This is a genomic window from Microbacterium horticulturae, from assembly GCF_029094505.1.
GTDB lineage: Bacteria > Actinomycetota > Actinomycetes > Actinomycetales > Microbacteriaceae > Microbacterium > Microbacterium horticulturae.
On the sequence record NZ_CP119108.1, the window covers coordinates 1,844,374 to 1,865,775 of the forward strand.

The window sequence follows — 21,402 nt, forward strand, 5'->3', positions numbered from 1 at the left end:
GGCCGGCTGACAGGTCAGAAGCGCCCCGCTTCGCCGCCCGCTCTGCGTCGTCTTCGAACGACCTCACCGATCTCGTATCGGCTCACCGTCGCCTCCGCGCGACCTCTTCGCCGCCTGCTGTGCGGCACCGCCGGGTTCTCATGCCCGGGATCATCTGACGACTCCGAAAGAGCCCTCATGAACACCTTGCTGTCCCTGACGCGTCCCGACGACCAGGATCGTCTCGAGACGCTCACCGAGCTGACGCGCGACACTCGCGTGTCGGCACTCGACCGGCTCTCGCTCCGGCTCGGACTGTGGCTGCTGCTGCGCGCCGAGCGGCGGGCGCAACGGCTGCCCGACCGCGACGAACACGTGCGCCGCGCCCTCGACCGCGGCCTGCGGGCCGCCGCAGAGCGCGAGAGCGCACTGGTGCGCGCCGCCGTCACCATGCAGTACCGCTGAGCCGCGGCATCCACCCATCGACGAAGGAAGACGACTCATGACCGACACCATCACGCCGCCCCAGATTCGCGTTCCCGACGGAGTCGAGCTGCGTCGGCTGGTCATCCCGCAGACGCTGGATGCCGCCGACGCGGCCGACTTCGTCGAGATGGTGCGCGTGCGCAATGCCGTCTACCGAGAGATCAACGGCAACGACGACGACGCCAACACGCCCGACGAGATCCTGCCCAACTATCAGGACCAGAAGTACGAGCAGAACCTGCTCTGGCTGCTGCTACGCGATGGCATGGTGGTCGGCCGCGCCATTTTGACGCTCCCCGGTGAGGAGGGCTCCCGCGTCGCGTTCGTGAACATCGAGATGATGCGGGATGCCTGGGGCCACGGCGTCGGTTCCGCTGCGGCGGCGCTGCTCGAGCAGGCGGCCGCCGATGCCGGTCGCACCGTTCTCCAAGCGTGGGCCATGCACACGGGCGAGGAGGGCGACCGCCTCACCCCGCCCACCGGCTTCGGCACCGTGCCGCTCGACCACACCGCGCGGTTTCTGCAACGGCGTGGCTACCGGCTCGAACAGATCGAGCGCAAGAGCGCCCTCGAACTGAACGCGCAGACGCACGCCCGCGTCGACGAGCTGCTCGCTCAGGCTCAGCGAGCAGCCGTCGGCTATCGCATCGTGCAGTGGACGGCGCCCACGCCCGCCGAGCACATCGACGGCTACGGGCTGATGAAGGAGCGCATGATCACCGACGCACCGGCCGCCGGTATCGAGTTCGACGAGGAGGTGTGGGATGCCGCTCGCATCGCAGACCACGAGAAGCCCTACCTTGCATCGCGTCGTACCCTCCACGTCACCGCGGCGCAGCACGTCGAGTCCGGCGAGCTCGTGGCCTTCAACGAGCTGGTCATCGGCGCCGACCGCACGGAGACCACGCATCAAGAAGACACCCTGGTGCGCGCCGATCATCGCGGCCACCGCCTCGGCATGCTCGTCAAGTGCAGCGCGCTGCACGATTGGCGCGACTTCGCGCCGGAGTCACCGCGCGTGGTCACCTACAACGCGGAAGAGAACCGGCCGATGCTCGACATCAACGAGGCGATCGGCTTTGTTCCTGTGTCGTACAACGGCGCATGGAAGAAGGTGCTCACAGCCTGAGCTCTGCCGTCGCCGCCACGAGGTCATCGAGGCGGGAGATCGTCACGACGTCGTCGTCTCGGTGCTCCCCCGCACGGTCCAGGAGAACCGCCCGCAGGCCCGCTGCGAGTGCCCCCTGCACATCGTGCTCCAGGCTGTCGCCGACCATGATGACGTCCATGGCCTCCTGCCCGAGCGCGCGCACTGCCGACGTGTACGCGATCGGGTACGGCTTGCCGTGGGGAAGGTCGGACGAGCAGACGATCGCGTCGAAGTAGCCGGCCAGGTCGAACCGGTCGACCTTCTGCAGCTGCTGCGTGCGGTCGCCGTTCGTGAGGACACCCAGGGGCACCCCCGCGTCCCGCAGCCGCTCAAGACACCGCACGGTGTCGGGGAACAGCGCCCATCCCGACTCGTACCGACGCAAATAGCCGGCGAAGAGCTCGTCGGCCTCGGCATCGCTGAGGTCACGTCCGACCAGGTCACGCACGCGTTCGCGCCGTTGTCCCGAGAAGGTGATCTCGCGCGTCTGATATCGGGCGTAGTGACGCGAAGACGAGGCCGCCCACCGCTGGGCGATACCGTCGAGCGACAGCCCCAGTTCCGCGCCCCACGCGCGCACGGCCGAGGCCGACGCCGACTCCTGATCGATGAGTGTTCCGTCGAGGTCGAAGAGGATCGCGGTCACCGATTCAGTCTGCCATCACGCTCTGCGCTGGGCACGGCGAGGCCCTCTATGGGCCGCGGCGGCTCCGGCGAGCCACTTGTGCGTCTGTTCCGCGTCGCCGACCGACAGGTAGAGCTGCGAAAAGCGACCGCTGCCGTCGAGCTTGATATTCAATGCGGGGCCGATACCGGAGAAATTCCAGTAGTGGCGTTCGCCATGCGGATGAAAGGTCCCCGACAGCTTCCACCCCGTGTCGAGCCCCGGGCCGCGCCATCCCTTCGGCACGTGATGCGGGCGCTCTTCGACACGGACTTCGACGATGCGTGACAGCGGGACGACGATCCGCCGCCGAAACCCCCAGAGTTTGTCGAGACCGCGCGGCACGATGACGAGGTCGTCGCCGTCGATCGTGAGTGTATTGCGAGAGACCGTCACCATGATCGAAGAGATGCTGCGTTTGCGCGAGGACTCAGGCGACCTGGAGCCGACGGTCGCCGGAAACGTACTCGACCACGAGATCACCGCCGACGGCCTCAAGATATTTGCGGATGGTGCCCACCCTCGCACTGTCAAGATCGCCGTTCTCGATCTTCGACACCTGTCGTTGTCCAACCCCGATTCGCTCGGCGAGCTCCTCTTGTGTCAGTCCAAGAGCCTCGCGCAGCTCACGCAGACGGTACGCGCGGACCTCGCCGAGCATCCGCTCCTTATGTGCTTGGACGCGCTCACGGTTGACGGGGCGCTTCGCAACAAGCTGTTCACGCGTCAAAGTCATCGTCATCACTCTCCTTTGGTCCGCTTCTGATCCCGAAGGTGAACATCGAAGAGATCATCAGCCACCGGGATGTTCTTCTTGTACCAGTTCTTCCAATTCCCCGCCTTGTCGCCGGCCACCAACAGGATCGCTTGCCTGTCCGGATCAAAGGCGAACAGGACACGCAACTCAGATCGTCCCGACGAGCCGGGCCGCAACTCCTTCATGTTCTTATGACGGGACGCCCTCACAGCGTCGACGAGCGGACGTCCCAAATGCGGTCCGTGTTCCTCGAGCAGCTCGACCGCTGCGACCACCTGGTCATACGATGCGTCGTCGAGAGACAGCAACCATTCCTCGATCAGCTCAAGATCGACTTCCCACACGTGACCAGTTTAGACCTTCTAAGTTCTACCCACAAACCGGCTGACTCTATCCAACCGTGACTGGGCACTAAGCCACATCTGTCGACAGCGCCCGTCCGCGCCACCGGTGGCGCGGACAGAAGCGTCGGGAGCCGCTCATGAACGATGCACGCACAATCGGCCACCCGCAACGCGGGCGTTGCTCTTTCCCGCACAAATGGAAGGCAAGCAGATCGCCTGGGCCATGTGTCACACGTCCAGCGCAGCTCGAACCGACGTCAACCAGTCATCTTCGAGGGCATGTGAGGACACCGTGGACGGCCACGTATCGAGACCATCCCCACCCCATCGAGGAACCACATGCAGGTGCAGATGCGACACAGACTGATCAGACTCGGGTCCGCTGGCGTTGAGGATGTTCACGCCTCGAGCTCCGATGGAGACCGCCATCGCGCGGGCAACCTCTTGAGCAAGGAGGACGACTGCCTTGAGGGCATGAGGTGACGCATCCTGGACGCCGACCACGTGCTCGTTAGGGATGACCAACGTGTGTGGGTGATAGCCGCCCCTCGCTCAGCGGGAGAAACGCCGATGCGTCCTCGCGTCTCGCCACCCAAGTCACAGCGTCGTTGCCGTTCAACAGCCCACAGAACACACACGCATCCACACCCATGCGCCCATCCTTCCAGGCCAACGGCCAAGATGGCCCCATACACCCGCCAGAGGGCTGCAGCTCTCCATAACACGCCAGACGTATCAGCCCGATGGCCGCCCGCGACGTATGTCGGGGGTATCCCCCAAATCAGGCTGATGCCCCCGGGCACCAGAACGTCACCCGCGCTGTCGCTGGCAAGACGCGCAGAAGTGGCTCGAACGATTCATGAACGAGACCCGCACGATCGGCCGCCCGCAGCGCGGGCACGGTTGGCCAGTACGCCCATAAGCGTTGAGCGAGTGGGCGAAGTAGCCGGCCTCACCGTTGACATTCACGTACTGCGCATCGAAGCTCGTGCCGCCCTCTGCCAGTGCCTTCTCCAGCACGCCGCGCACCTCAGCGAGCAGCCGATTCACCGCGCGCGTCGACAAGGCCTTGGCCGGGGTCTCGGGGTGGATGCGCGCGGCCCACAGGGCCTCGTCCGCATAGATGTTGCCGATGCCGCTGGCCACGGTCTGGTCGAGCAGCACGCGCTTGATCGCCGAGTCCTTGCGCGTCAGGCGCGACCGGAACAGCGCGTCGTCGAACGCCGGATCGAGCACGTCGCGTGCGATATGTGCCACCTGCACGGGCACGAGGGGTACGGCATCCCCTCGTCCACCCGCGGCGCCGTCGGGCGTGGGCACCAGCGAGTCGATCGCGAGTGAGCCGAAGGTCCGCTGGTCGGCGAACACGACCGCGAGTTCGCCGTGGACGGGATGCTGGAGGTCGAGCCGGACGCGCTCGAAGCGCTCGGCAGGGGCCGCTGACTCGCGGAGCAGCAGCTGCCCGCTCATGCCGAGATGTCCCACCACCGCCTCGGCGGAGCCGACGATCGGCAGCCAGAGGAACTTGCCTCGACGCACTGCAGAGCGCAGCGCCTGCCCGGTCAGTCGCTCTTCGAAGTCGGTGGCCCCGCCACGGTGCCGCGTGAGCGACCGCTCGTCGCGCACGGTGACCGCGACGACGTGCGCGCCGGCGACCGCAGGCTGAAGGCCCTGCCGCACGACTTCGACCTCGGGAAGCTCGGGCACCTCAGTCGCGCTCAGACAGCGCGTGCCACAGCTGGAGCGCCGCGGCCATCTCGGAGTGCTTCTTGCTCGTTCCGGTACCCGTGGCCGACGAATCGCCGACGGTCACGGTTGCCGTGAACAGCCGGTCGTGATCGGGGCCGGATGCCGTCACGCTGTAAACCGGCGGCGTCATGCCCAGGCGCGCGGCGAGCTCTTGCAGGCTCGTCTTCGGGTCGACCGCCGCCCCGTAGCGGTCGGGGTCGGCCAGCAGCGGCTCCACGAGCCGATGTACGAGGCCGGTTGCGGCATCCGGACCAGCGGACAGATACGTGGCGCCGATGACGGCTTCCATCGTGTCGGCCAAGATCGAGTCCTTGTCGCGACCGCCGGTCTGGTCTTCGCCGCGGCCGAGCTTGAGGTACTCTCCCAGCCCGATGCCGCGCGCGACCTCGGCGAGGGCCACCGTCGATACGACGGATGCACGGCGCTTGGCCAGCGATCCCTCTTCGAGCTCGGGATGCCGCGTGTACAGCAGTACTGTCACGGCCTGGCCCAGCACGGAGTCACCGAGAAACTCGAGGCGCTCGTTGTGCGGCAGATGACCGTGCTCATAGGCGTACGAGCGATGCGTCAGCGCGAGCGACAGAAGCTCGGGGTCGATATCGACCCCGAGCTTGTCGGTCAGCTGGGACGTACCCGCTGTGAGCGTCATGGGACGCGAATCAGACGTCGGCGACCTTGCGGCCCTTGTACTCGAGGAACAACTCGGTGCCCTGCGAGTCGGTGACGACCTTGGCCTGGTGAGGACGGCTGTAGACGACCTTGCCGTTCTCGACGGTCTTCACAAGCGTGGGGACCGAGGCCTTCCACTGCGCGCGACGCGAACGGGTGTTGGAGCGGGAGACCTTCCGCTTCGGGGGGTTACCTGCCATGGCTGTTCTTCCTTTGCTTCCTACGTCTGGGATCCGGACACATCATCGGTGCCCTCTGCCGGCTCGGACGAGAACCGCGCCAGGGCGGCCCACCTCGGGTCGATACTCTGTCTGGATTCTTCGTCCGGCAGGTCAGCCAGACGTTCACCTGTATCGGGGTCGAGCCCCGGGCAGTCCGGCCGGCACACCGGCTGAAACGGAAGCGAGAGGACGAGGGCGTCCCTGACCAGAGTTTCAAGATCCACGTGGTCGTCTTGAACCTCGAAGTCGTTCGCTTCGTCTCCAGGATACGCGAAAAGCTCCTGGAACTCGACTTCGACAGGCGCCTCGACGGGGCGCAGGCATCGCCCGCACTCCCCCGAGTAGTTCGAGAAGGCGGTTCCGGAGGCCAGAATGCCCTCGTGCACGGACTCGAGGCGCACGTCGACCTGCACGTGTTCGCCGGCGTCGAGCGAGACCAGACCTTCGCCCCATCGTTCGGGCAGGGGGACGTCCAGCTCCGTCTCGCGCATCTCGCCAGGACGGCGCACGATGTCACGGACGAGCACGCTGAAGGCGCCGGGACGCGGAGTTCTCATCCGATGATTCTACCGTTCAGATGCCGCGGGCGCCCGTGTCCAGGAACCGGGCGACCGGGGCCGGCACATACGGTGCCACGTCGCCGCCGAGACCGGCGACCTGGCGGACGAGGGAGCTGGAGACCAGCGCGTGCGCGGGGTCTGGCAGCAGGAACACCGTCTCGATGTCGGCGAGGTGGCGGTTCACGATGGCCATCGGGGTCTCGTACGCGACGTCGACCTGCGAGCGGATGCCCTTGACGAGCACGCCGGCCTTGACGTCGGTGGCGTAGTCGACGAGGAGGCCCATGCTCCACGACGCCACGACGATGTCGCCTTCGATGCCCGCCTCGGCGATCGACTGCTCGATCAGTGAGAGCCGCTGAGCGATCGGCAACATCGCCTGCTTGTCAGGGTTGTGCACGACGAGCACGTGGATCGTGTCGTACAGCCGGGCCGCACGTTCGATGACATCCAAATGACCGAGGGTGGGTGGGTCGAATGACCCCGGGACGACGGCGATCCGGTTGCTCACCCCTCAAGCCTATCGGCGAAACTTTGAGCTTTCTGAACGCCGCCTCAGTTCTTGGCCAGCGCCGCCCGCTCGACGGTGTCGAGGCGCCGTTCGATCGCTGCGGCAAGGCCCGGATGCCGCAGCAACGCGGGATCCTCGTCGAGGATCGCCTCGCCCTCCTGACGCGCGAGCGCGATCACGTCGGCGTCCTTCACGACGCGCAGCAGGCGCAGCGAACTGCGCACACCGGACTGCGCGTCGCCGAGAACGTCGCCCTCACCGCGGAGCCGCAGGTCTTCCTCTGCCAGCTCGAACCCGTCGGAGGTCGCCGCCACCGCATCCACGCGTTCGCGCGCCGGCGTTCCCGGGGCAGCTTCGGTCACGAGCAGGCAGACGCCGGGAACGCTGCCACGGCCCACGCGCCCGCGCAGCTGGTGCAGCTGTGAGACGCCGAACCGGTCGGCCTCGAGGATGATCATCGCCGAGGCATTGGGCACGTCCACGCCGACCTCGATCACCGTGGTCGCCACCAGCACGTCGATCTCGCCCGCGGCGTACGCCCGCATGATCGCATCCTTCTCCTCCCCGGGCATCCGCCCGTGCAGCGTCGCGACGCGGATGGACGAGAACGAGGGATGCTGCGCCAGGAGCTGCTCGGCCTGCACGACGCCCCACCGCACACGCGTCGACGTGCCCTCCTCGACGAGAGCGTCAGCGTCGTCCAGGCCCTTGGCGGTGGTCGCTTCGGCGTCGATGGCCGGACAGACGACGAACGCCTGATGCCCGCCGGCCACCTCTTCGGCGACCCGCTCCCACACGCGCCCGAACCAGCCCGGCTTCTCAGCGACCGGCGCGACGAAGGTCTGCACGCCCGCGCGCCCGGTGGGCATCGTCCGGATGGTGGAGACGTCGAGATCGCCGAACACGGTCATCGCGACCGTGCGCGGGATCGGCGTGGCCGTCAACACGAGCGCGTGCGGGCTGGTGCCCTTCGCGCGCAGGGTCTCGCGCTGTTCGACGCCGAAGCGGTGCTGTTCGTCGACGACGACAAGCCCGAGATCGGCGAAGCTCGTGCTGTCGCTGAGAAGCGCGTGCGTTCCCACCACGATCAGTGCCTGCCCCGACGCGACGCGCAGCGCCGCGCGTCGTCGCTCGGCGGCAGTGAGCTGCCCGGTCAGCAGCGTGGGCATCAACCGCGGAGCCAGCTCGGGCCCCAGCATCCGCGTGATCGACCGCAGGTGCTGCGCGGCCAGCACCTCGGTGGGGGCGATGAGTGCGGACTGGCCGCCGCTCTCGGCGACCTGGAGCATCGCCCGCAGCGCGACGAGGGTCTTTCCCGACCCGACCTCGCCCTGCACGAGCCGGTTCATGGGCCAGCCACCCACGAGATCGGCGCCGATCTGGTCGCCGACGGCCACCTGATCGGGTGTGCGCGGGAACGGCAGCGCGGCATCGAACGTGGTCAGCAGCGATCCCGCGGGGCGCGAGGTCGCCGACAACGCCCGTACGAACTGCCGCTGCTGCAAGAGGGCCGTCTGCAGCACGAGTGCCTCGTGCATGCGCAGCGTACGCACCGCGGGGGGCACCTGATCTTCGAAGTCGGGCCGATGGATACGCTCGAGCGCCTCGCGCGCCGACAGCAGTCCCTGCCGCTGGCGGAGGTCTTCGGGCAGCGGATCGTCGACGGGGCCGAGGCCGTCGAGAAGGTAGTCCACGGACTTCTGGATCGTGAAGCTCGGCACGCTGGCCGTCGCCGGGTAGATAGGGATCGGCGCGTTAGCGTAGGCCTCGGCGTTCATGCGCGCCGCATCGATGTCGTCGAAGAGGACGTAGTCGGGATGGGTGAGCTGCTTGCCGTCTCGGTACTCACCGACCTTGCCCGAGAAGATGCCTTGCACGCCTCGCTGCAGCTTCGCCAAACGCCAGGCCTGGTTGAAGAACGTCAGGCTCATCTGGCCGTGACCGTCGGTGATGATCACCTCGACGATCGACCCGCGCCGTTGACGCATCTTGCGTTCGCTCGCACCGAGGACCTCGGCGACGATCGTGACCTGGTCGCCGACCTCGAGCGAGTCGATGGGCGTGAGCTCGCCGCGACGCGCGTAACGGCGGGGGTAGTGCGCAAGCAAGTCGCCCACCGTCCGCATGCCGAAGGCACGCTGAAGCGAGCCGGCTGTCCGGCCGCCCAACGCCGCGTCGAGCCGCGAGGCGAGCGTGACATCCGACATGCATTCGAGTCTAGGCAGAACCTGCGACACCGGTTTGTAGGCTGAAGGGGTGACGCGCATCATCGCAGGGGCCGCCCGCGGCATCCGGCTCGACGTGCCCGGCTCGGGCACCCGCCCCACGAGCGATCGGGTGCGTGAATCGCTGTTCGGCTCTCTCGAGTCGGCGGACGCACTCCGCGGGGCCCGCGTGCTCGACCTCTACGCAGGCTCGGGCGCCCTCGGCCTCGAGGCGCTCAGCCGCGGCGCGGCGACGGCGACCCTCGTCGAGAAAGCCGGTCAGGCGGCGCAGATAGCGAAGGCGAACGCCGCCCGGGTGGCGAAGGCGGCCGAGCTCGCGGCATCCACCGTCCACGTGCACCGCGCCGATGTGGGCACGTTCCTCGCACGCGGCGCCGAGCAGTACGACCTCGTCTTCGCCGACCCGCCGTACGACGTGACGGATGCCGCGACCGGCGATGTGCTGACGGCTCTGCTCCCGCACCTCGCGGAGAATGCCATCGTGGTGATCGAGCGCGCGGCGCGCTCGCCCGCGCCGCCGCTGCCCGACGCACTCACGGTGGACCGCGTCAAGAAGTACGGCGACACCGCCCTGTGGTGGGTGACGGCGGACGTCGTCGCTCAGCCCTGAGTCGCGTCCCACTCCCGATACGGATCCCAGCCGCCACGCCCCGTGTACGGCGCCCCGTCGACCAGCACCGCGACCTCACCGCGCTCGCGGACCGTGCCGATGCGGCGGAATCCGTCAGGCAGGGTGCCGCCGGAGGGGAAAGCCGCCAGCAGTGCGTGGTCCTCGCCTCCGGCCAGCGCCGTGGCGGGATCGCCGCCGAGTGCGGACGCCGAGATGTCGAGCGTGACCGCCGACGCGGTCGCCATGCGCGAGGCGTCCAGGGCCAGGCCGTCGGAGACGTCCATCATCGCGGTCGCGCCGGCCCGGGCGGCCGCAGCGCCGAGAGAGATGGGCGGCTCGGGTCGCAGTTGGGCCCCCAGCGCCCAGCGTTCCTCGGGCGCGAGCGAGGATTCATCGATCGCGATGGGCGTGCCCGTGGCATCCCGGAAGCTGTCGAACAGCACACGCAACCCGGCCGCGGCGCGACCGGCGTCGCCGGCCAGGGCGAGTACGTCCCCGGGGCGCGCACCGCTGCGCAGCACCGGTTGCGCCCCATCGAGGACGCCCAGCGCGGTGACCGCGATCGTCAGCGTCGGCGACACGGCGAGGTCGCCGCCTTCCACCGCGCACCCGGGGGCGAGCGCGGCGCAGGCGTCGCGCAGTCCTTCCGCCATGTCGGTGAGCAGCCTCAGCGGGGTCTCCTCCGGCACGGTAAGGGCGACAAGCAGAGCGATGGGCCGAGCGCCCATCGCCGCCACGTCGGCGAGGTTCACGGCGGCGGACTTCCACCCCAGGTCGTAGCCATTGCTCCATGCCAGGCGGAAGTCGGGTCCGTGCACCAGGGTGTCGACGGTCGCCACGACGCGCCCCGACGGCGCATCCAGCACCGCGGCGTCGTCACCGGGTCCGATGATCGCGCGCGACGACGGCGCCAGCCGTTCGAGGATCGCGGCCAGCACGGCGGCCTCTCCCCGTGCGCCGACGGTCTGGTCGTGGTTCGTCATCCCTCCACGGTAGCGGCGGGTTAGCCTTGAGGCGTGACCCGCCTCCGTCGATCCCTCGCTGTCTGTCTCGTCGCCGCAGGGATCGCGCTGACCGGCTGTTCGACCACGATTCCGCTGGACCAGCCCACGGATGCGAACAACCCGAAGTGCGCGGAGATCATGGTGCGCCTGCCCAAAGACATCAGCGGGCAGGAGCGAGTGTGGACCGACGCGCAGTCGACTGCGGCCTGGGGGTCGCCGACGCGCGTCATCATGGCCTGCGGCATGACGCCGCCTGGCCCCAGCACCCTCAAATGCGTGTCGTTGGGCGGCGTGGACTGGCTCGTCGACGAGTCGGAGCAGCCCAACTTCCGCATCACCAGCTACGGACGCACGCCCGCCGTGCAGGTGTACATCGACGGCGACACGACCAGCGTCGACCCGAACACCGTCCTCAGCACGCTGGGGCGGCTAGTCAGCGCACACACCACGAAGACGGCTGCCTGCTCCAACCCCGACACGATCACCGGCTGATGACCGGCGTCAGCTGCGGGTCAACGCCGTGTCGATCACTTCGGTGATCAATTCCGGATAGCTCATGCCGCTGGCGACCCAGCACTTCGGGAACATCGATATCGGGGTGAACCCGGGCATCGTGTTCACCTCGTTCACGAAGAACTCGGCGCCGGTGAAGAAGCAGTCGACGCGAGAGAGCCCCTGGCCGCCGATCGCCTCGAACGCGCGGGCGGCGACCCGCTGCAACTCGGCGAGCTCGCCGTCGCGCAGCGGCGCCGGGCACACCAGGTCGATACCGTCTGCGCCGAGGTACTTCGCCGCGAAGTCATAGAACTCCCGCCCCGAGAGCACGACTTCGCCGGCCACGCTCACACGGGGCAGGCCCCCGTCGCGCGCCTCGAGCACACCGCACTCGAGCTCGCGGCCGCTCACCGCCTGTTCGACCAGCACCGTGCCGTCTTCTGCGAAGGCGGTCTCCAGCGCGGCATCCAACTCCTCCCACGCGTCCACGCGCGAGACACCCACACTCGAGCCGGCACGCGCCGGCTTCACGAACACCGGCAGGCCGAGACCACGAATACGACGCTCCCACATCTCGCGGTCACGCTCGAGGCCCGGGCGCGTCACGCTCACCCACGGCACGACCGGCACACCGGCCGCGCGCAGCACGTTCTTGGTCGTGTCCTTGTCCATGCCGATCGCCGACATGAGCAGCCCCGCGCCCGCGTAGGGGATGTCGAGGAGCTCGAGGAAGCCCTGGATCGTGCCGTCCTCGCCGAACCGCCCGTGCAGGATCGGCAGCACGACGTCGACGTCGCCGAGCGAGCGGGTGCCAGCAGCATCCACCACGCGCAGCTCGCGGCTGCGGGCTGAATCGGGCCAGAGCACGCGGGTGCCGTTGTCGACCACCTCGGGAAGGCGTGCCGGATCCAGCGCGAACTTGGTGGGATCGTCGTCCTCCAGGACGAAGGCGCCGTCGCGGGTGATCCCGACCGGAATCACGCGGAAGCGCTCGCGGTCAATCGCCGCCAGCACTCCCCCGGCCGTGGCGGAGCTGATCGAATGCTCGCTTGATCGTCCGCCGAACAGCACCGCCACTGCGACCTTGTCCATGCTGCGTCCTCTCCCCCTTCGGGGCTTCGTCGTCGGTGGTCAGGTGCGGTGCGATGCGCCGCGGATCCATGGTGCCATCGAGCACGCGCTTGACCTGCTCGACGATCGGCATGTCGACCTTCGCGGTCCGCGCCAACTGCAGCACCGGGGTCACCGAGGCCAGGCCCTCGGCTGTCTGCTCCATCTGCTTGACCACGTCTTGGAAGCTGTATCCCTGGCCGAGCAGTCGGCCTGCCGTGTTGTTGCGGCTCAGCGGCGACTGGCAAGTGGCGATCAGATCGCCCAGGCCCGCCAGCCCCTGCAGCGTCTCGAATTGCGCGCCATGCGCCACGGCGAAATCGGTCATCTCGACAAGGCCGCGCGTGATGATCGAGGCTTTGGTGTTCTCGCCATAGCCCACCCCGTCGACGATGCCGATGGCGACGGCGATGAGGTTCTTGAGCACGCCGCCGAACTCGGTGCCGATGACATCGGTGTTCACGAACGTCCGGAAGTAGCTGTTGCGTGCCCGTCGGGCGACAGCGTCGGCCGTCGCTTCGTTGGTGGATGCCACGACCGCCGCCGTCGGCTGCTCGCGGGCGATCTCCAGAGCGAGGTTCGGCCCCGAGGCCACGGCGATGCGGGCCGGGTCGCACTCCAGAACCTCCTCGAGCACCTGGCTCATCCGCAGGCCGGACTTGCGCTCGATGCCCTTCATCAACGACACGATCGGAACGCTCGTGCGCGCCACGAGGGGTCGCACCGCCTTGAGGTTCTCGCGGGCGGTCTGGCTGGGAACGCAGATGTAGATCTGCTCGGCGCCGTCGACGGCAGCGGCGAGATCAGTGGTGGCGTTCACGGTGCGCGGTAGGTTGACCCCGGGCAGATACCGGCTGTTGCGCTTGGCCTCGCTGATCTCGTGGGCCAATTCCGCGCGGCGCGCCCACATTGTGACGTGCGCTCCGCCGTCGGCGAGGATCTTGCCGAAGGTCGTGCCCCAGCTGCCGGCGCCGATGACGGTCACGCGTGAGGCGGGCTCATGTCTAGGAGTCAAGGCGGCCGGTCTCCTTCTGTCCGTGTTCGGCCGGGTTCCAACGTTTCGCGGGCGCCGGCAGGCCGCGGATCTCACCGAGCAACTCGGCGATGCGGTCCATCACCCGGGTCGTCGCAGCGTTCAACTCTGCCGGGGAGGCGTGCTCATGCCGCACGTCGTCGAGGTCGATCGGATCGCCGATGACCACCGTCATCCGGCGCCGTAGCGGCCACAGGCGCAGCTTGCCGTAACGAGGGAGCAACTGCTGTGCGCCCCACTGCGCCATCGGGACGACGGGCAGATCGCCCGCGGCTGCGAGTCGGACCGCGCCCGACTTGCCGCGCATGGGCCACAGCTCGGGGTCGCGCGTCAGGGTTCCCTCCGGGTAGACGATCACACCACGACCGTGCCGGACCAGGTCCCGCGACGTCTCGATCGTCTGCCGTGCTCCGGTTGCAGACGCTGTGCGCGCCACCGGCACCATGCCGGTTTTGCGTAACGCCCAGCCCAGGATCGGCACGTGGAACAGGCTCTCCTTCGCCATGAACCGCGGCGCGCGTCCCAGACGCCAGACCGCCGCTGCGACGATCACGGGGTCGATCTCGCTGTGGTGGTTCGCGGCGAGCACGTAAGCTCCGGTCTGCGGCAGCTTGTCGGCACCCTTGATCTCGATCTTGGCGAAAAGGCCCAGCACCGGCACCACGATGGCAGCGAGCAGCCAGAAGACGCTCGGTCGTGTCTTCTCCGTCGAGGCCCGTCGACGACGGTCACTCATCGGGTCACCCCAGAACGTCGAAGTCGGCGCCGAGCGCGGCGAGCTTGTCGTACAGCTTCTCGTAGCCACGGCTGATGATGCCGACGTTGTGCACGGTCGACTCGCCGGTCGCCGTCAGCGCCGCGATCACGTGGCTGTAGCCGCCGCGCAGGTCGGGCACGGTGATGTCGGCACCGGTGAGCGGCGTCGGCCCGGTGATCACGGCGGCCTGCTCGAGATTTCGACGCGGAACTCGCCGCGGCCCCTGCTGCAGCCCGTGCGGGTGCACAGCGATCTCGGCCCCCATCTTCACCAGCGCCTGGGTGAAGCCGAAGCGGTTCTCATACACGGTCTCGTGCACGATGGAGGTGCCGGTGGCCTGGGTCAGAGCGACGATGAGCGGCTGCTGCCAGTCGGTCATGAAGCCCGGGTGCACGTCGGTCTCGACCGTCACGGCACGCAGGTCGCCGGCTCGCCGGAACAGGATGCCGTCCTCGCGGATGTTGAAGTCGCCCCCGACCTTGCGCACCACGTTCAGGAAGGTCAGCATCTCCTGCTGCCGGGCCCCGGCGACGAAGATCTCGCCGTCGGTGGCGAGTGCAGCACTGGCCCAGCTCGCGGCCTCGTTGCGGTCGAAGATCGCGCGGTGGTCGTACCCCGAGAGCCGGTCGACGCCCTCGATGAGGATGACGCGGTTCGGCTCGTAGGAGATGATCGCGCCCATCTTCTGCAGCACCGCGATCAGGTCCATGATCTCGGGTTCGATGGCTGCGTTGCGCAGCTCGGTGATGCCGCTGGAGCGCACCGCCGTCAGCAGCACCTGCTCGGTGGCGCCCACACTCGGGTAAGGCAGATGGATGTTCGCGCCGCGCAGGCCGTTGGGTGCCGACAGACGGATGCCGCTGGGCAGCTTCTCCACGACGGCGCCGAATTTGCGCAGCGCGTCAAGGTGGAAGTCGATCGGTCTGTCGCCGATACGGCACCCGCCGAGGTCGGGGATGAACGCCTGGCCGAGCTGGTGCAGCAGCGGACCGCAGAACAGGATCGGGATGCGGCTGGCACCGGCGTGCGCGTCGATCTCCTCCATGTGGGCCGAGGCGACGTCGGCGGGGTCGAACACGAACGAGCCGTCTTCATCGCCGGGAGTGACGCGCACACCGTGCACCTCGAGGAGCGATCGCACGACCGAGACATCGCTGATGTCGGGGACGTCCCGCAGCGTGCTGGGCGTCTCGCCCAGGATCGCGGCAACCATCGCTTTGGTCACCAGGTTCTTGGCGCCCTTGACGTCGACGCGACCGCTCAGCGGCTGTCCGCCGCGGATGGCCAGCGCTTCACCGGACCCTCCCGTGCGACCGTCGGTGGATGCCAAGCCGTTCAGGAGTGTCATGCAGTCTGCCTCACAGGTGTCGGAATCAGTCAGTCTGCTGGGGACGGCACCGGCAGGGTGCGCGGCTTCCAGCGTGCTCGACGCGCCTCGTAGGCGGCGATTCTGTCTTCATTGCGGAGGGTCAGCCCGATGTCGTCGAGACCCTCCAGAAGCCGCCACCCAGTGTAATCGTCGATCTCGAAGGTCACCTGGATATCACCCAGAGTCGCTGTGCGCGTCTGCAGGTCGACGGTCATCTCGACCCCCGGCGACGCTGCGATCGCCGCCCACAGGCGTTCCGCATCGGCCTCGGAGATCACACCCGTGACCAGGCCCTGCTTGCCCGCGTTGCCGCGGAAGATGTCAGCGAACTTGGGGCTGAGCACCGCTTTGAAGCCGTAGTCGCGCAGCGCCCACACGGCGTGTTCGCGGCTCGATCCCGTTCCGAAGTCAGGGCCGGCCACCAGCACGGATGCGCGCCGGTACGGTTCCTGGTTCAGGATGAAGTCGGGGTCTTGGCGCCAATTCGCGAACAGGGCATCTTCGAATCCGGTCTTGGTGACCCGCTTCAGGTAGACGGCGGGAATGATCTGGTCGGTGTCGACCGCCGAACGCTGCAGAGGCGCGGCCACACCGGTGTGCGTGGTGAACTTCTCCATGTCAGGCGCCCTTCACGTCGGCCGTTGAGCGAGCGAAGCGAGCCGAGACGTCATCGCCTTCGAGATCGCTCGGGCTCGAGAGCGTGCCACGGACCGCCGTGGCCGCGGCGACAAGCGGCGACACCAGATGGGTGCGCCCGCCCTTGCCCTGCCGACCCTCGAAGTTGCGGTTGCTCGTCGACGCACATCGCTCGCCCGGCGCGAGCTGGTCGGGGTTCATGCCCAGGCACATGGAGCACCCGGCGAACCGCCACTCGGCGCCGAAGTCTTCGAAGACCTTGTCGAGGCCCTCGGCCTCCGCCTCCAGCCGGACCCGCGCTGAGCCGGGGACGACCATAACGCGCACACCGTCGGCCTTCTTGCGGCCCTTGACGATCGAAGCGAATTGACGCAGGTCTTCGATCCGGCTGTTCGTGCACGAACCCATGAAGACGGCATCCACCGGAATGTCTTTCATGCGGGTGCCGGCCGCCAGATCCATGTAGGCCAGTGCGCGCTCTGCCGCAGCCTTCGCGTTCGGGTCGGTGTACTCGTCGGGCGACGGCACCGCGCCCGACAGCGAGACTCCCTGGCCCGGGTTCGTGCCCCAGGTCACGAACGGCTCGAGCTCGGCCGCATCGATGAACACCTCGGCGTCGTAGACCGCTCCCTCGTCGGACGGGAGTGTGCGCCAGTAGTCGACCGCGTCGTCCCAGTCCTGCCCCTGCGGTGCGTGGGGACGGCCCTTCAGATAGGCGAACGTCGTCTCGTCGGGCGCGACCATTCCTGCGCGCGCCCCGGCCTCGATCGACATGTTGCACATCGTCATGCGGCCTTCCATCGACAGCGACCGGATGGCGCTGCCGCGGTACTCCAGGACGTAACCCTGGCCGCCGTTGGTGCCGATCTTCGCGATGACCGCGAGGATGACGTCTTTCGCGGTCACGCCGGGCTTCAACGCGCCCTCCACCGTGATCGCCATCGTCTTGAACGGCTTCAGCGACAGCGTCTGCGTGGCCAGCACGTGCTCGACCTCGCTGGTGCCGATGCCGAACGCCATGGCGCCGAACGCGCCGTGCGTGGACGTGTGGCTGTCGCCGCACACGACGGTGATGCCCGGCATCGTCAGCCCGAGCTGCGGGCCCACCACGTGGACGATGCCCTGCTCTTTGTCGCCCAGCGAGTGCAGGCGCACGCCGAACTCTTCGGCGTTGTGCCGGAGGGTCTCGATCTGGGTGCGGCTGGTGAGGTCGGCGATCGGCTTGTCGATGTCGAGCGTGGGCGTGTTGTGGTCTTCGGTGGCGATGGTGAGGTCGAGCCGGCGCACCGGACGCCCCTCGGCACGCAGGCCGTCGAAGGCCTGTGGGCTCGTGACCTCGTGCACCAGGTGCAGGTCGATGTAGATGAGGTCGGGCTGGCCGCCCTCGCCTTTGACCACCAGGTGGTCGTCCCAGACCTTCTCGGCCAGGGTACGGGGGTGATCAGGAATCACAGATGGGCTCATTGCTGTTCGTTCTCCACAGTTACCGGGGTGTGCCCACGACGAACTCCGCGACGAGCCTGGGCTGATATCAGAACCCGCCGCGGCACGTAAGGAGAAGCCACGCGATCCGCACGTCGCCAGATTACCACCGACGAACACCGCCTCCGGCCGTGTGACGGATCGTCACTCCGGATCGTCGGTGGATGCCGCGACCGCCCGCTTCTCGCGGGCCGCCGCGATCGCGCTCGCACCGGCGGCCACCACCATCGACGCGATGATCACGACGAGCGAGACCCAGGTCGAGATGTCCGGCGCCCACTCGACCGGGTGACCACCGTTGATGAACGGAAGCTCGTTGACGGCCAGCGCGTGGAAGAAGAGCTTGACGCCGATGAACGCGAGGATGAACGCGATGCCGTAATGCAGGTACCGCAGCCGGTCGAGCAGCCCGCCCAGCAGGAAGTACAGCTGGCGCAGCCCCATGAGGGCGAAGACGTTCGTCGCAAACACGATGAATGCGTTCTGCGTGATCCCGAAGATCGCGGGGATCGAGTCGATGGCGAAGATCAGATCGGTGAATCCGATGGCCACGAACACGAGCAGCATCGGCGTCAAGACCTTCTTGCCGTTGACCACGGTGCGAAGCTTGCGTCCGTCGTACTGGTCGCTGATGTCGATGAACCGGCGCAGGAGCCGGACGACGGCCGTCTCGGTGTGGGCGTCGTCCTCCTGCTTGCCCGGGAAGGCCTGCTTCCACGCCGTGTAGACGAGGAACGCGCCGAAGATGAAGAAGATCCAGCTGAAGTTCTCGATGAGGGCGGCGCCCAGCAGGATGAACAGACCGCGGAGCACCAGCGCGATGATGATGCCGACCATCAGCACTTCCTGCTGATAGCGGCGAGGAACCGAGAACTGTGTCATCAGCAGCACGAAGACGAAGAGATTGTCGATGGACAGGCTGTACTCGGTCAGCCAGCCGGCGACGAACTCACCGGCGGCGTCTCCGCTGCCGGTGGCCCACAGAAGCAGCACCGCGAACACGAGCGCCAGGCACACGTAGAAGACGACCCACAGAGTCGCCTCTTTCATCGAGGGGATGTGCGGCCGCTTCAGAATGAGCAGCAGGTCGGCTGCCAAGATCGCGACGAGCACGGCCATCGCAGTGATCTCGAACCATGCGGGGATGACGAAATCCATGGGGCCCTTCCGAGGGGTCGACGTTCCGTCGAAAGTCTCTCCCCCGCTGTTGCGGTGCGTGCCCGGAAGCCCTCCGACGGACTCCGTGATGACGAACACGCGATGGACGGGATACTCCCTCTCGCGGCGTCAAGCATAGCCGACGCGACCACTGTGCCGACAGCATCCCGCCTCACTCCCGCCTTCGGGAAGCAGCCCACAACCGCACGGAAACGCAGGCGCGGGGCCGACCGCTCGCTCGGGGCTCGCCGCCCGCTCGAAATCAGGTGATTTCGCCAGAGTGGCTATCCATGTTGTTGCCGTGATGTCGGGGCTGGCGGGTAGTTTCGCGGCATGATTGAGCGTCCTGTTGAGGGAGTTCATTATCCGGGCTCCTTGCCGGAGATGCGGCGCTGGTTCGCGTCGGAGGCGACCTGTGCCGACTATCTGGACTGGCTGCGCTGGCCAGACGGGTTCTGCTGCCCGTGGTGTGCGGGAGTGACCGAATGGATGCCGCAGACCGCCGGTCACCGCTGCGGTGATTGTGGGCGGCGGGTCACGGCGACGTCGGGAACGGTGTTCCACAACACTCGGACACCGTTGTCGGTGTGGTTCGAAGCAGCGTGGCTGATGATGACCTCCAAACAAGGAGTGTCAGCTCTGGAACTGCAGCGGGTGACCGGGCTGGGCAGCTATCAGACCGCGTGGGCCATGCTGCACAAGCTGCGCACCACGATGTCGCAGGAAGGACGCGACCTGCTGACCGGCCGCGTCGAGGTCGACGAAGCACTCTATGGCGGTTTCTCGCCGGGGAAGCGGGGACGTGCGCCGGGCGGAAAGATACTCGTGGCCGCGGCAATAGAACGCCACGGTCGCCGGCTCGGGCGGGCACGGATGCGGCTCCTGCCCTCAGCGTCCGCACGGGATCTCGCCGCGTTCGTTCAGGCGACGCTCGCTCCCGGATCGGTGCTGGTCACCGACGGGTGGGTGGCCTACCCGGCCGTGGCCCGTGCCGCGCATCTGGCGCATGAACCGCATGCCGTGACCGGTTCTGCCGCTGCCGCGCATGAGCTGCTGCCCGGGGTGCACCGGGTGTTCTCGCTGAGTAAGCGCGTGCTGGAAGGGACCCTGCAAGACGGGGTCCAGGTCACGCACCTGCAGGCATATCTCGACGAGTTCGTGTTCCGGTTCAACCGGCGAACGGCACGAGAGCGCGGGCTCCTGTTCCTACGGCTCCTGGAAGGCGCGGTCGCCAGCCAGCCCACCCGCTACCGAGACCTCGTCGCCGAGCCGAAGCCCCGCAACCGTCCACAGCCACCAGCGGTCGCTCGGACCCTGCCGACCGGGCTGACCGAAACACCCCGCGACCGCCCCTGGCGACAAGCCGCATAATCACGGCACCAACATGGATAGCCACTTTCGCCAGATCAGGTCAATTCGGCCCCCGACGCTCCTGATCTCGCGAGAACACCTGATCTCAGGAGGAGCAAAGGGCGGGCCCTTTCGGGCCGGCTCCTTCTCGTTCGTGACGCCAGCGGGATTCGGCCGCACCTGCCACGTTCGCAAACGAAAAGAAGCCGGCCCTTTCGGACCGGCTTCTTCTCAGTGGTGACCCCAGCGGGATTCGAACCCGCGTTACCGCCGTGAGAGGGCGGCGTACTAGGCCGCTATACGATGGGGCCTTCTCCTCCGGAACCCCGAAGGCAACCGTTCAAGTATGCCATGACGTCGCGAGGGTCGCCAAATCGACGGCGGGACGCCGCGACTTGCCCGATTCCGCCCGTCGGGGTTGACTGCTCACATGCGAGTCACCAAGCACGAACACGCCGCTCTCCTGGTCGAGTCCAACGGCAAGGGTCTCATCATCGACCCGGGCGCATACTCGAATCCGTTCACGGATCTGCACGACATCGTCGCGATCGTCATCACCCACGAGCACGCCGACCACTGGACGCCCCAGCATCTCGACCGCATCCTCAAGCAGACCGGCCCGCTGCCCATCTACGGCCCCGCGGGCGTCGCCGTCGCGGTATCCGACTACGACGTCACGGTCGTCGAACCGGGTGACCGGATCACCGTCGATCCCTTCACCCTCGAGTTCTTCGGCGGCAGGCACGCGATCATCCACGAGTCCATTCCGGTGGTCGACAACGTCGGAGTGCTCGTCGACGACCAGTTCTACTACCCCGGCGACTCGTACGCCGTCCCCGAGGGGCACGACGTCGCACTACTGGCAGCGCCCATCGGGGCGCCCTGGCTGAAGATCGGCGAGGCGATGGACTTCGTGCTCGCAGTCGCACCGCGTCGTGCGTTCGGCACCCACGACATGACGGTCTCGGCGCTGGGTCTGCGCAACGGTCGTGACCGCCTCACCTGGGCGACAGCGCAAGGCGGCGGCGAGTTCCTCGAACTCGACCCCGGCGACACGGCTGACATCTGATCCCTGGGCACAGA

General features: G+C 67.7%; 25 protein-coding genes and 1 tRNA gene. 6 read left to right on the forward strand and 20 right to left on the reverse strand.

Going from position 1 to position 21,402, the window contains the following annotated elements; genetic code table 11:
* Window positions 1-177: 177 nt before the first annotated feature.
* Both PU630_RS08850 and PU630_RS08855 read left to right on the forward strand, forming a co-directional pair.
* Window positions 178-444 (forward strand): hypothetical protein, encoded by a 267-nt coding sequence (locus PU630_RS08850; RefSeq protein ID WP_275276719.1) that lies wholly within the window; start codon window positions 178-180, stop codon window positions 442-444.
* A 37-nt stretch (window positions 445-481) separates the two neighbouring features.
* On the forward strand, window positions 482-1,594 hold the full coding sequence (locus PU630_RS08855) for a GNAT family N-acetyltransferase (RefSeq protein WP_275276720.1): 1,113 nt from the start codon (window positions 482-484) through the stop codon (window positions 1,592-1,594).
* Here the strand turns inward: PU630_RS08855 and PU630_RS08860 are convergent.
* The 11 genes from PU630_RS08860 to PU630_RS08905 all read right to left on the reverse strand — a co-directional run bounded on the left by PU630_RS08860 (window position 1,584) and on the right by PU630_RS08905 (window position 9,297).
* Window positions 1,584-2,261 (reverse strand): HAD family hydrolase, encoded by a 678-nt coding sequence (locus PU630_RS08860; RefSeq protein WP_275276721.1) that lies wholly within the window; start codon window positions 2,259-2,261, stop codon window positions 1,584-1,586. The genes PU630_RS08855 and PU630_RS08860 overlap by 11 nt on opposite strands.
* Before the next feature lie 15 nt (window positions 2,262-2,276).
* On the reverse strand, window positions 2,277-2,678 hold the full coding sequence (locus tag PU630_RS08865) for a hypothetical protein (protein ID WP_275276722.1): 402 nt from the start codon (window positions 2,676-2,678) through the stop codon (window positions 2,277-2,279).
* Between the two features lie 31 nt (window positions 2,679-2,709).
* Window positions 2,710-3,021, reverse strand: coding sequence for a helix-turn-helix domain-containing protein (locus tag PU630_RS08870; protein ID WP_343075860.1), 312 nt, complete (start codon window positions 3,019-3,021; stop codon window positions 2,710-2,712).
* Entirely contained in the window at window positions 3,021-3,380 is a 360-nt protein-coding gene (locus PU630_RS08875; RefSeq protein ID WP_275276723.1) for a type II toxin-antitoxin system RelE/ParE family toxin, read from the reverse strand. Before PU630_RS08875 ends, PU630_RS08870 begins: the two co-directional genes overlap by 1 nt.
* Window positions 3,381-3,608: 228 nt before the next feature.
* The gene (locus PU630_RS17410; RefSeq protein WP_428982003.1) at window positions 3,609-3,884 is read right to left on the reverse strand and encodes an HIT family protein; all 276 of its coding nucleotides are present in this window, start codon (window positions 3,882-3,884) and stop codon (window positions 3,609-3,611) included.
* 306 nt (window positions 3,885-4,190) lie between these two features.
* Entirely contained in the window at window positions 4,191-5,087 is an 897-nt protein-coding gene (gene mutM, locus PU630_RS08880; protein WP_275276724.1) for a bifunctional DNA-formamidopyrimidine glycosylase/DNA-(apurinic or apyrimidinic site) lyase, read from the reverse strand.
* 1 nt (window position 5,088) lies between these two features.
* Complete coding sequence (gene rnc, locus PU630_RS08885; protein WP_275276725.1) at window positions 5,089-5,778, reverse strand: ribonuclease III; 690 nt, start codon at window positions 5,776-5,778, stop codon at window positions 5,089-5,091.
* A gap of 10 nt (window positions 5,779-5,788) precedes the next feature.
* Window positions 5,789-5,998, reverse strand: a complete 210-nt coding sequence (gene rpmF, locus PU630_RS08890; protein ID WP_275276726.1) for a 50S ribosomal protein L32 — start codon at window positions 5,996-5,998, stop codon at window positions 5,789-5,791.
* A 20-nt stretch (window positions 5,999-6,018) separates the two neighbouring features.
* A complete protein-coding gene (locus PU630_RS08895) occupies window positions 6,019-6,576 on the reverse strand; it encodes a YceD family protein (RefSeq protein WP_275276727.1) in 558 nt (185 codons plus the stop codon).
* A gap of 16 nt (window positions 6,577-6,592) precedes the next feature.
* Complete coding sequence (coaD, locus tag PU630_RS08900; RefSeq protein WP_275276728.1) at window positions 6,593-7,090, reverse strand: pantetheine-phosphate adenylyltransferase; 498 nt, start codon at window positions 7,088-7,090, stop codon at window positions 6,593-6,595.
* 44 nt (window positions 7,091-7,134) lie between these two features.
* Entirely contained in the window at window positions 7,135-9,297 is a 2,163-nt protein-coding gene (locus tag PU630_RS08905) for an ATP-dependent DNA helicase RecG (protein WP_275276729.1), read from the reverse strand.
* Window positions 9,298-9,346: 49 nt separating this feature from the next.
* On the opposite strand from PU630_RS08905, the gene rsmD reads away from it, so the two are divergent.
* A complete protein-coding gene (gene rsmD, locus PU630_RS08910; RefSeq protein ID WP_275276730.1) occupies window positions 9,347-9,925 on the forward strand; it encodes a 16S rRNA (guanine(966)-N(2))-methyltransferase RsmD in 579 nt (192 codons plus the stop codon).
* Here rsmD and thiL read toward each other — a convergent pair.
* A complete protein-coding gene (gene thiL / locus PU630_RS08915; protein ID WP_275276731.1) occupies window positions 9,916-10,908 on the reverse strand; it encodes a thiamine-phosphate kinase in 993 nt (330 codons plus the stop codon). The genes rsmD and thiL overlap by 10 nt on opposite strands.
* A gap of 33 nt (window positions 10,909-10,941) precedes the next feature.
* On the opposite strand from thiL, the gene PU630_RS08920 reads away from it, so the two are divergent.
* The gene (locus tag PU630_RS08920; protein WP_275276732.1) at window positions 10,942-11,421 is read left to right on the forward strand and encodes a DUF3515 family protein; all 480 of its coding nucleotides are present in this window, start codon (window positions 10,942-10,944) and stop codon (window positions 11,419-11,421) included.
* 9 nt (window positions 11,422-11,430) lie between these two features.
* On the opposite strand, the gene PU630_RS08925 is transcribed toward PU630_RS08920, so the two are convergent.
* From PU630_RS08925 to PU630_RS08955, 7 genes are all read right to left on the reverse strand, one after another.
* Window positions 11,431-12,516 (reverse strand): D-alanine--D-alanine ligase family protein, encoded by a 1,086-nt coding sequence (locus PU630_RS08925; protein WP_275276733.1) that lies wholly within the window; start codon window positions 12,514-12,516, stop codon window positions 11,431-11,433.
* On the reverse strand, window positions 12,422-13,519 hold the full coding sequence (locus PU630_RS08930) for an NAD(P)H-dependent glycerol-3-phosphate dehydrogenase (RefSeq protein WP_275276734.1): 1,098 nt from the start codon (window positions 13,517-13,519) through the stop codon (window positions 12,422-12,424). Before PU630_RS08930 ends, PU630_RS08925 begins: the two co-directional genes overlap by 95 nt.
* 19 nt (window positions 13,520-13,538) lie before the next feature.
* Window positions 13,539-14,303 (reverse strand): lysophospholipid acyltransferase family protein, encoded by a 765-nt coding sequence (locus tag PU630_RS08935; RefSeq protein ID WP_275276735.1) that lies wholly within the window; start codon window positions 14,301-14,303, stop codon window positions 13,539-13,541.
* A gap of 4 nt (window positions 14,304-14,307) precedes the next feature.
* Window positions 14,308-15,672, reverse strand: a complete 1,365-nt coding sequence (gene murA, locus PU630_RS08940) for a UDP-N-acetylglucosamine 1-carboxyvinyltransferase (RefSeq protein ID WP_275276736.1) — start codon at window positions 15,670-15,672, stop codon at window positions 14,308-14,310.
* Window positions 15,673-15,701: 29 nt separating this feature from the next.
* The gene (gene leuD / locus PU630_RS08945; RefSeq protein ID WP_275276737.1) at window positions 15,702-16,310 is read right to left on the reverse strand and encodes a 3-isopropylmalate dehydratase small subunit; all 609 of its coding nucleotides are present in this window, start codon (window positions 16,308-16,310) and stop codon (window positions 15,702-15,704) included.
* Window position 16,311: 1 nt separating this feature from the next.
* Entirely contained in the window at window positions 16,312-17,793 is a 1,482-nt protein-coding gene (gene leuC, locus PU630_RS08950; protein ID WP_275276738.1) for a 3-isopropylmalate dehydratase large subunit, read from the reverse strand.
* Window positions 17,794-17,955: 162 nt separating this feature from the next.
* Window positions 17,956-18,969, reverse strand: a complete 1,014-nt coding sequence (locus PU630_RS08955; protein ID WP_275276739.1) for a TerC/Alx family metal homeostasis membrane protein — start codon at window positions 18,967-18,969, stop codon at window positions 17,956-17,958.
* Window positions 18,970-19,302: 333 nt separating this feature from the next.
* On the opposite strand from PU630_RS08955, the gene PU630_RS08960 reads away from it, so the two are divergent.
* Window positions 19,303-20,340: an IS1595 family transposase gene (locus PU630_RS08960; protein ID WP_428981944.1), complete on the forward strand. Its 1,038-nt coding sequence runs from the start codon at window positions 19,303-19,305 to the stop codon at window positions 20,338-20,340.
* A gap of 214 nt (window positions 20,341-20,554) precedes the next feature.
* On the opposite strand, the gene PU630_RS08965 is transcribed toward PU630_RS08960, so the two are convergent.
* Window positions 20,555-20,630: transfer RNA gene (locus PU630_RS08965), tRNA-Glu, on the reverse strand.
* A gap of 119 nt (window positions 20,631-20,749) precedes the next feature.
* On the opposite strand from PU630_RS08965, the gene PU630_RS08970 reads away from it, so the two are divergent.
* On the forward strand, window positions 20,750-21,388 hold the full coding sequence (locus PU630_RS08970; RefSeq protein WP_275276740.1) for an MBL fold metallo-hydrolase: 639 nt from the start codon (window positions 20,750-20,752) through the stop codon (window positions 21,386-21,388).
* Window positions 21,389-21,402 lie beyond the last annotated feature (14 nt).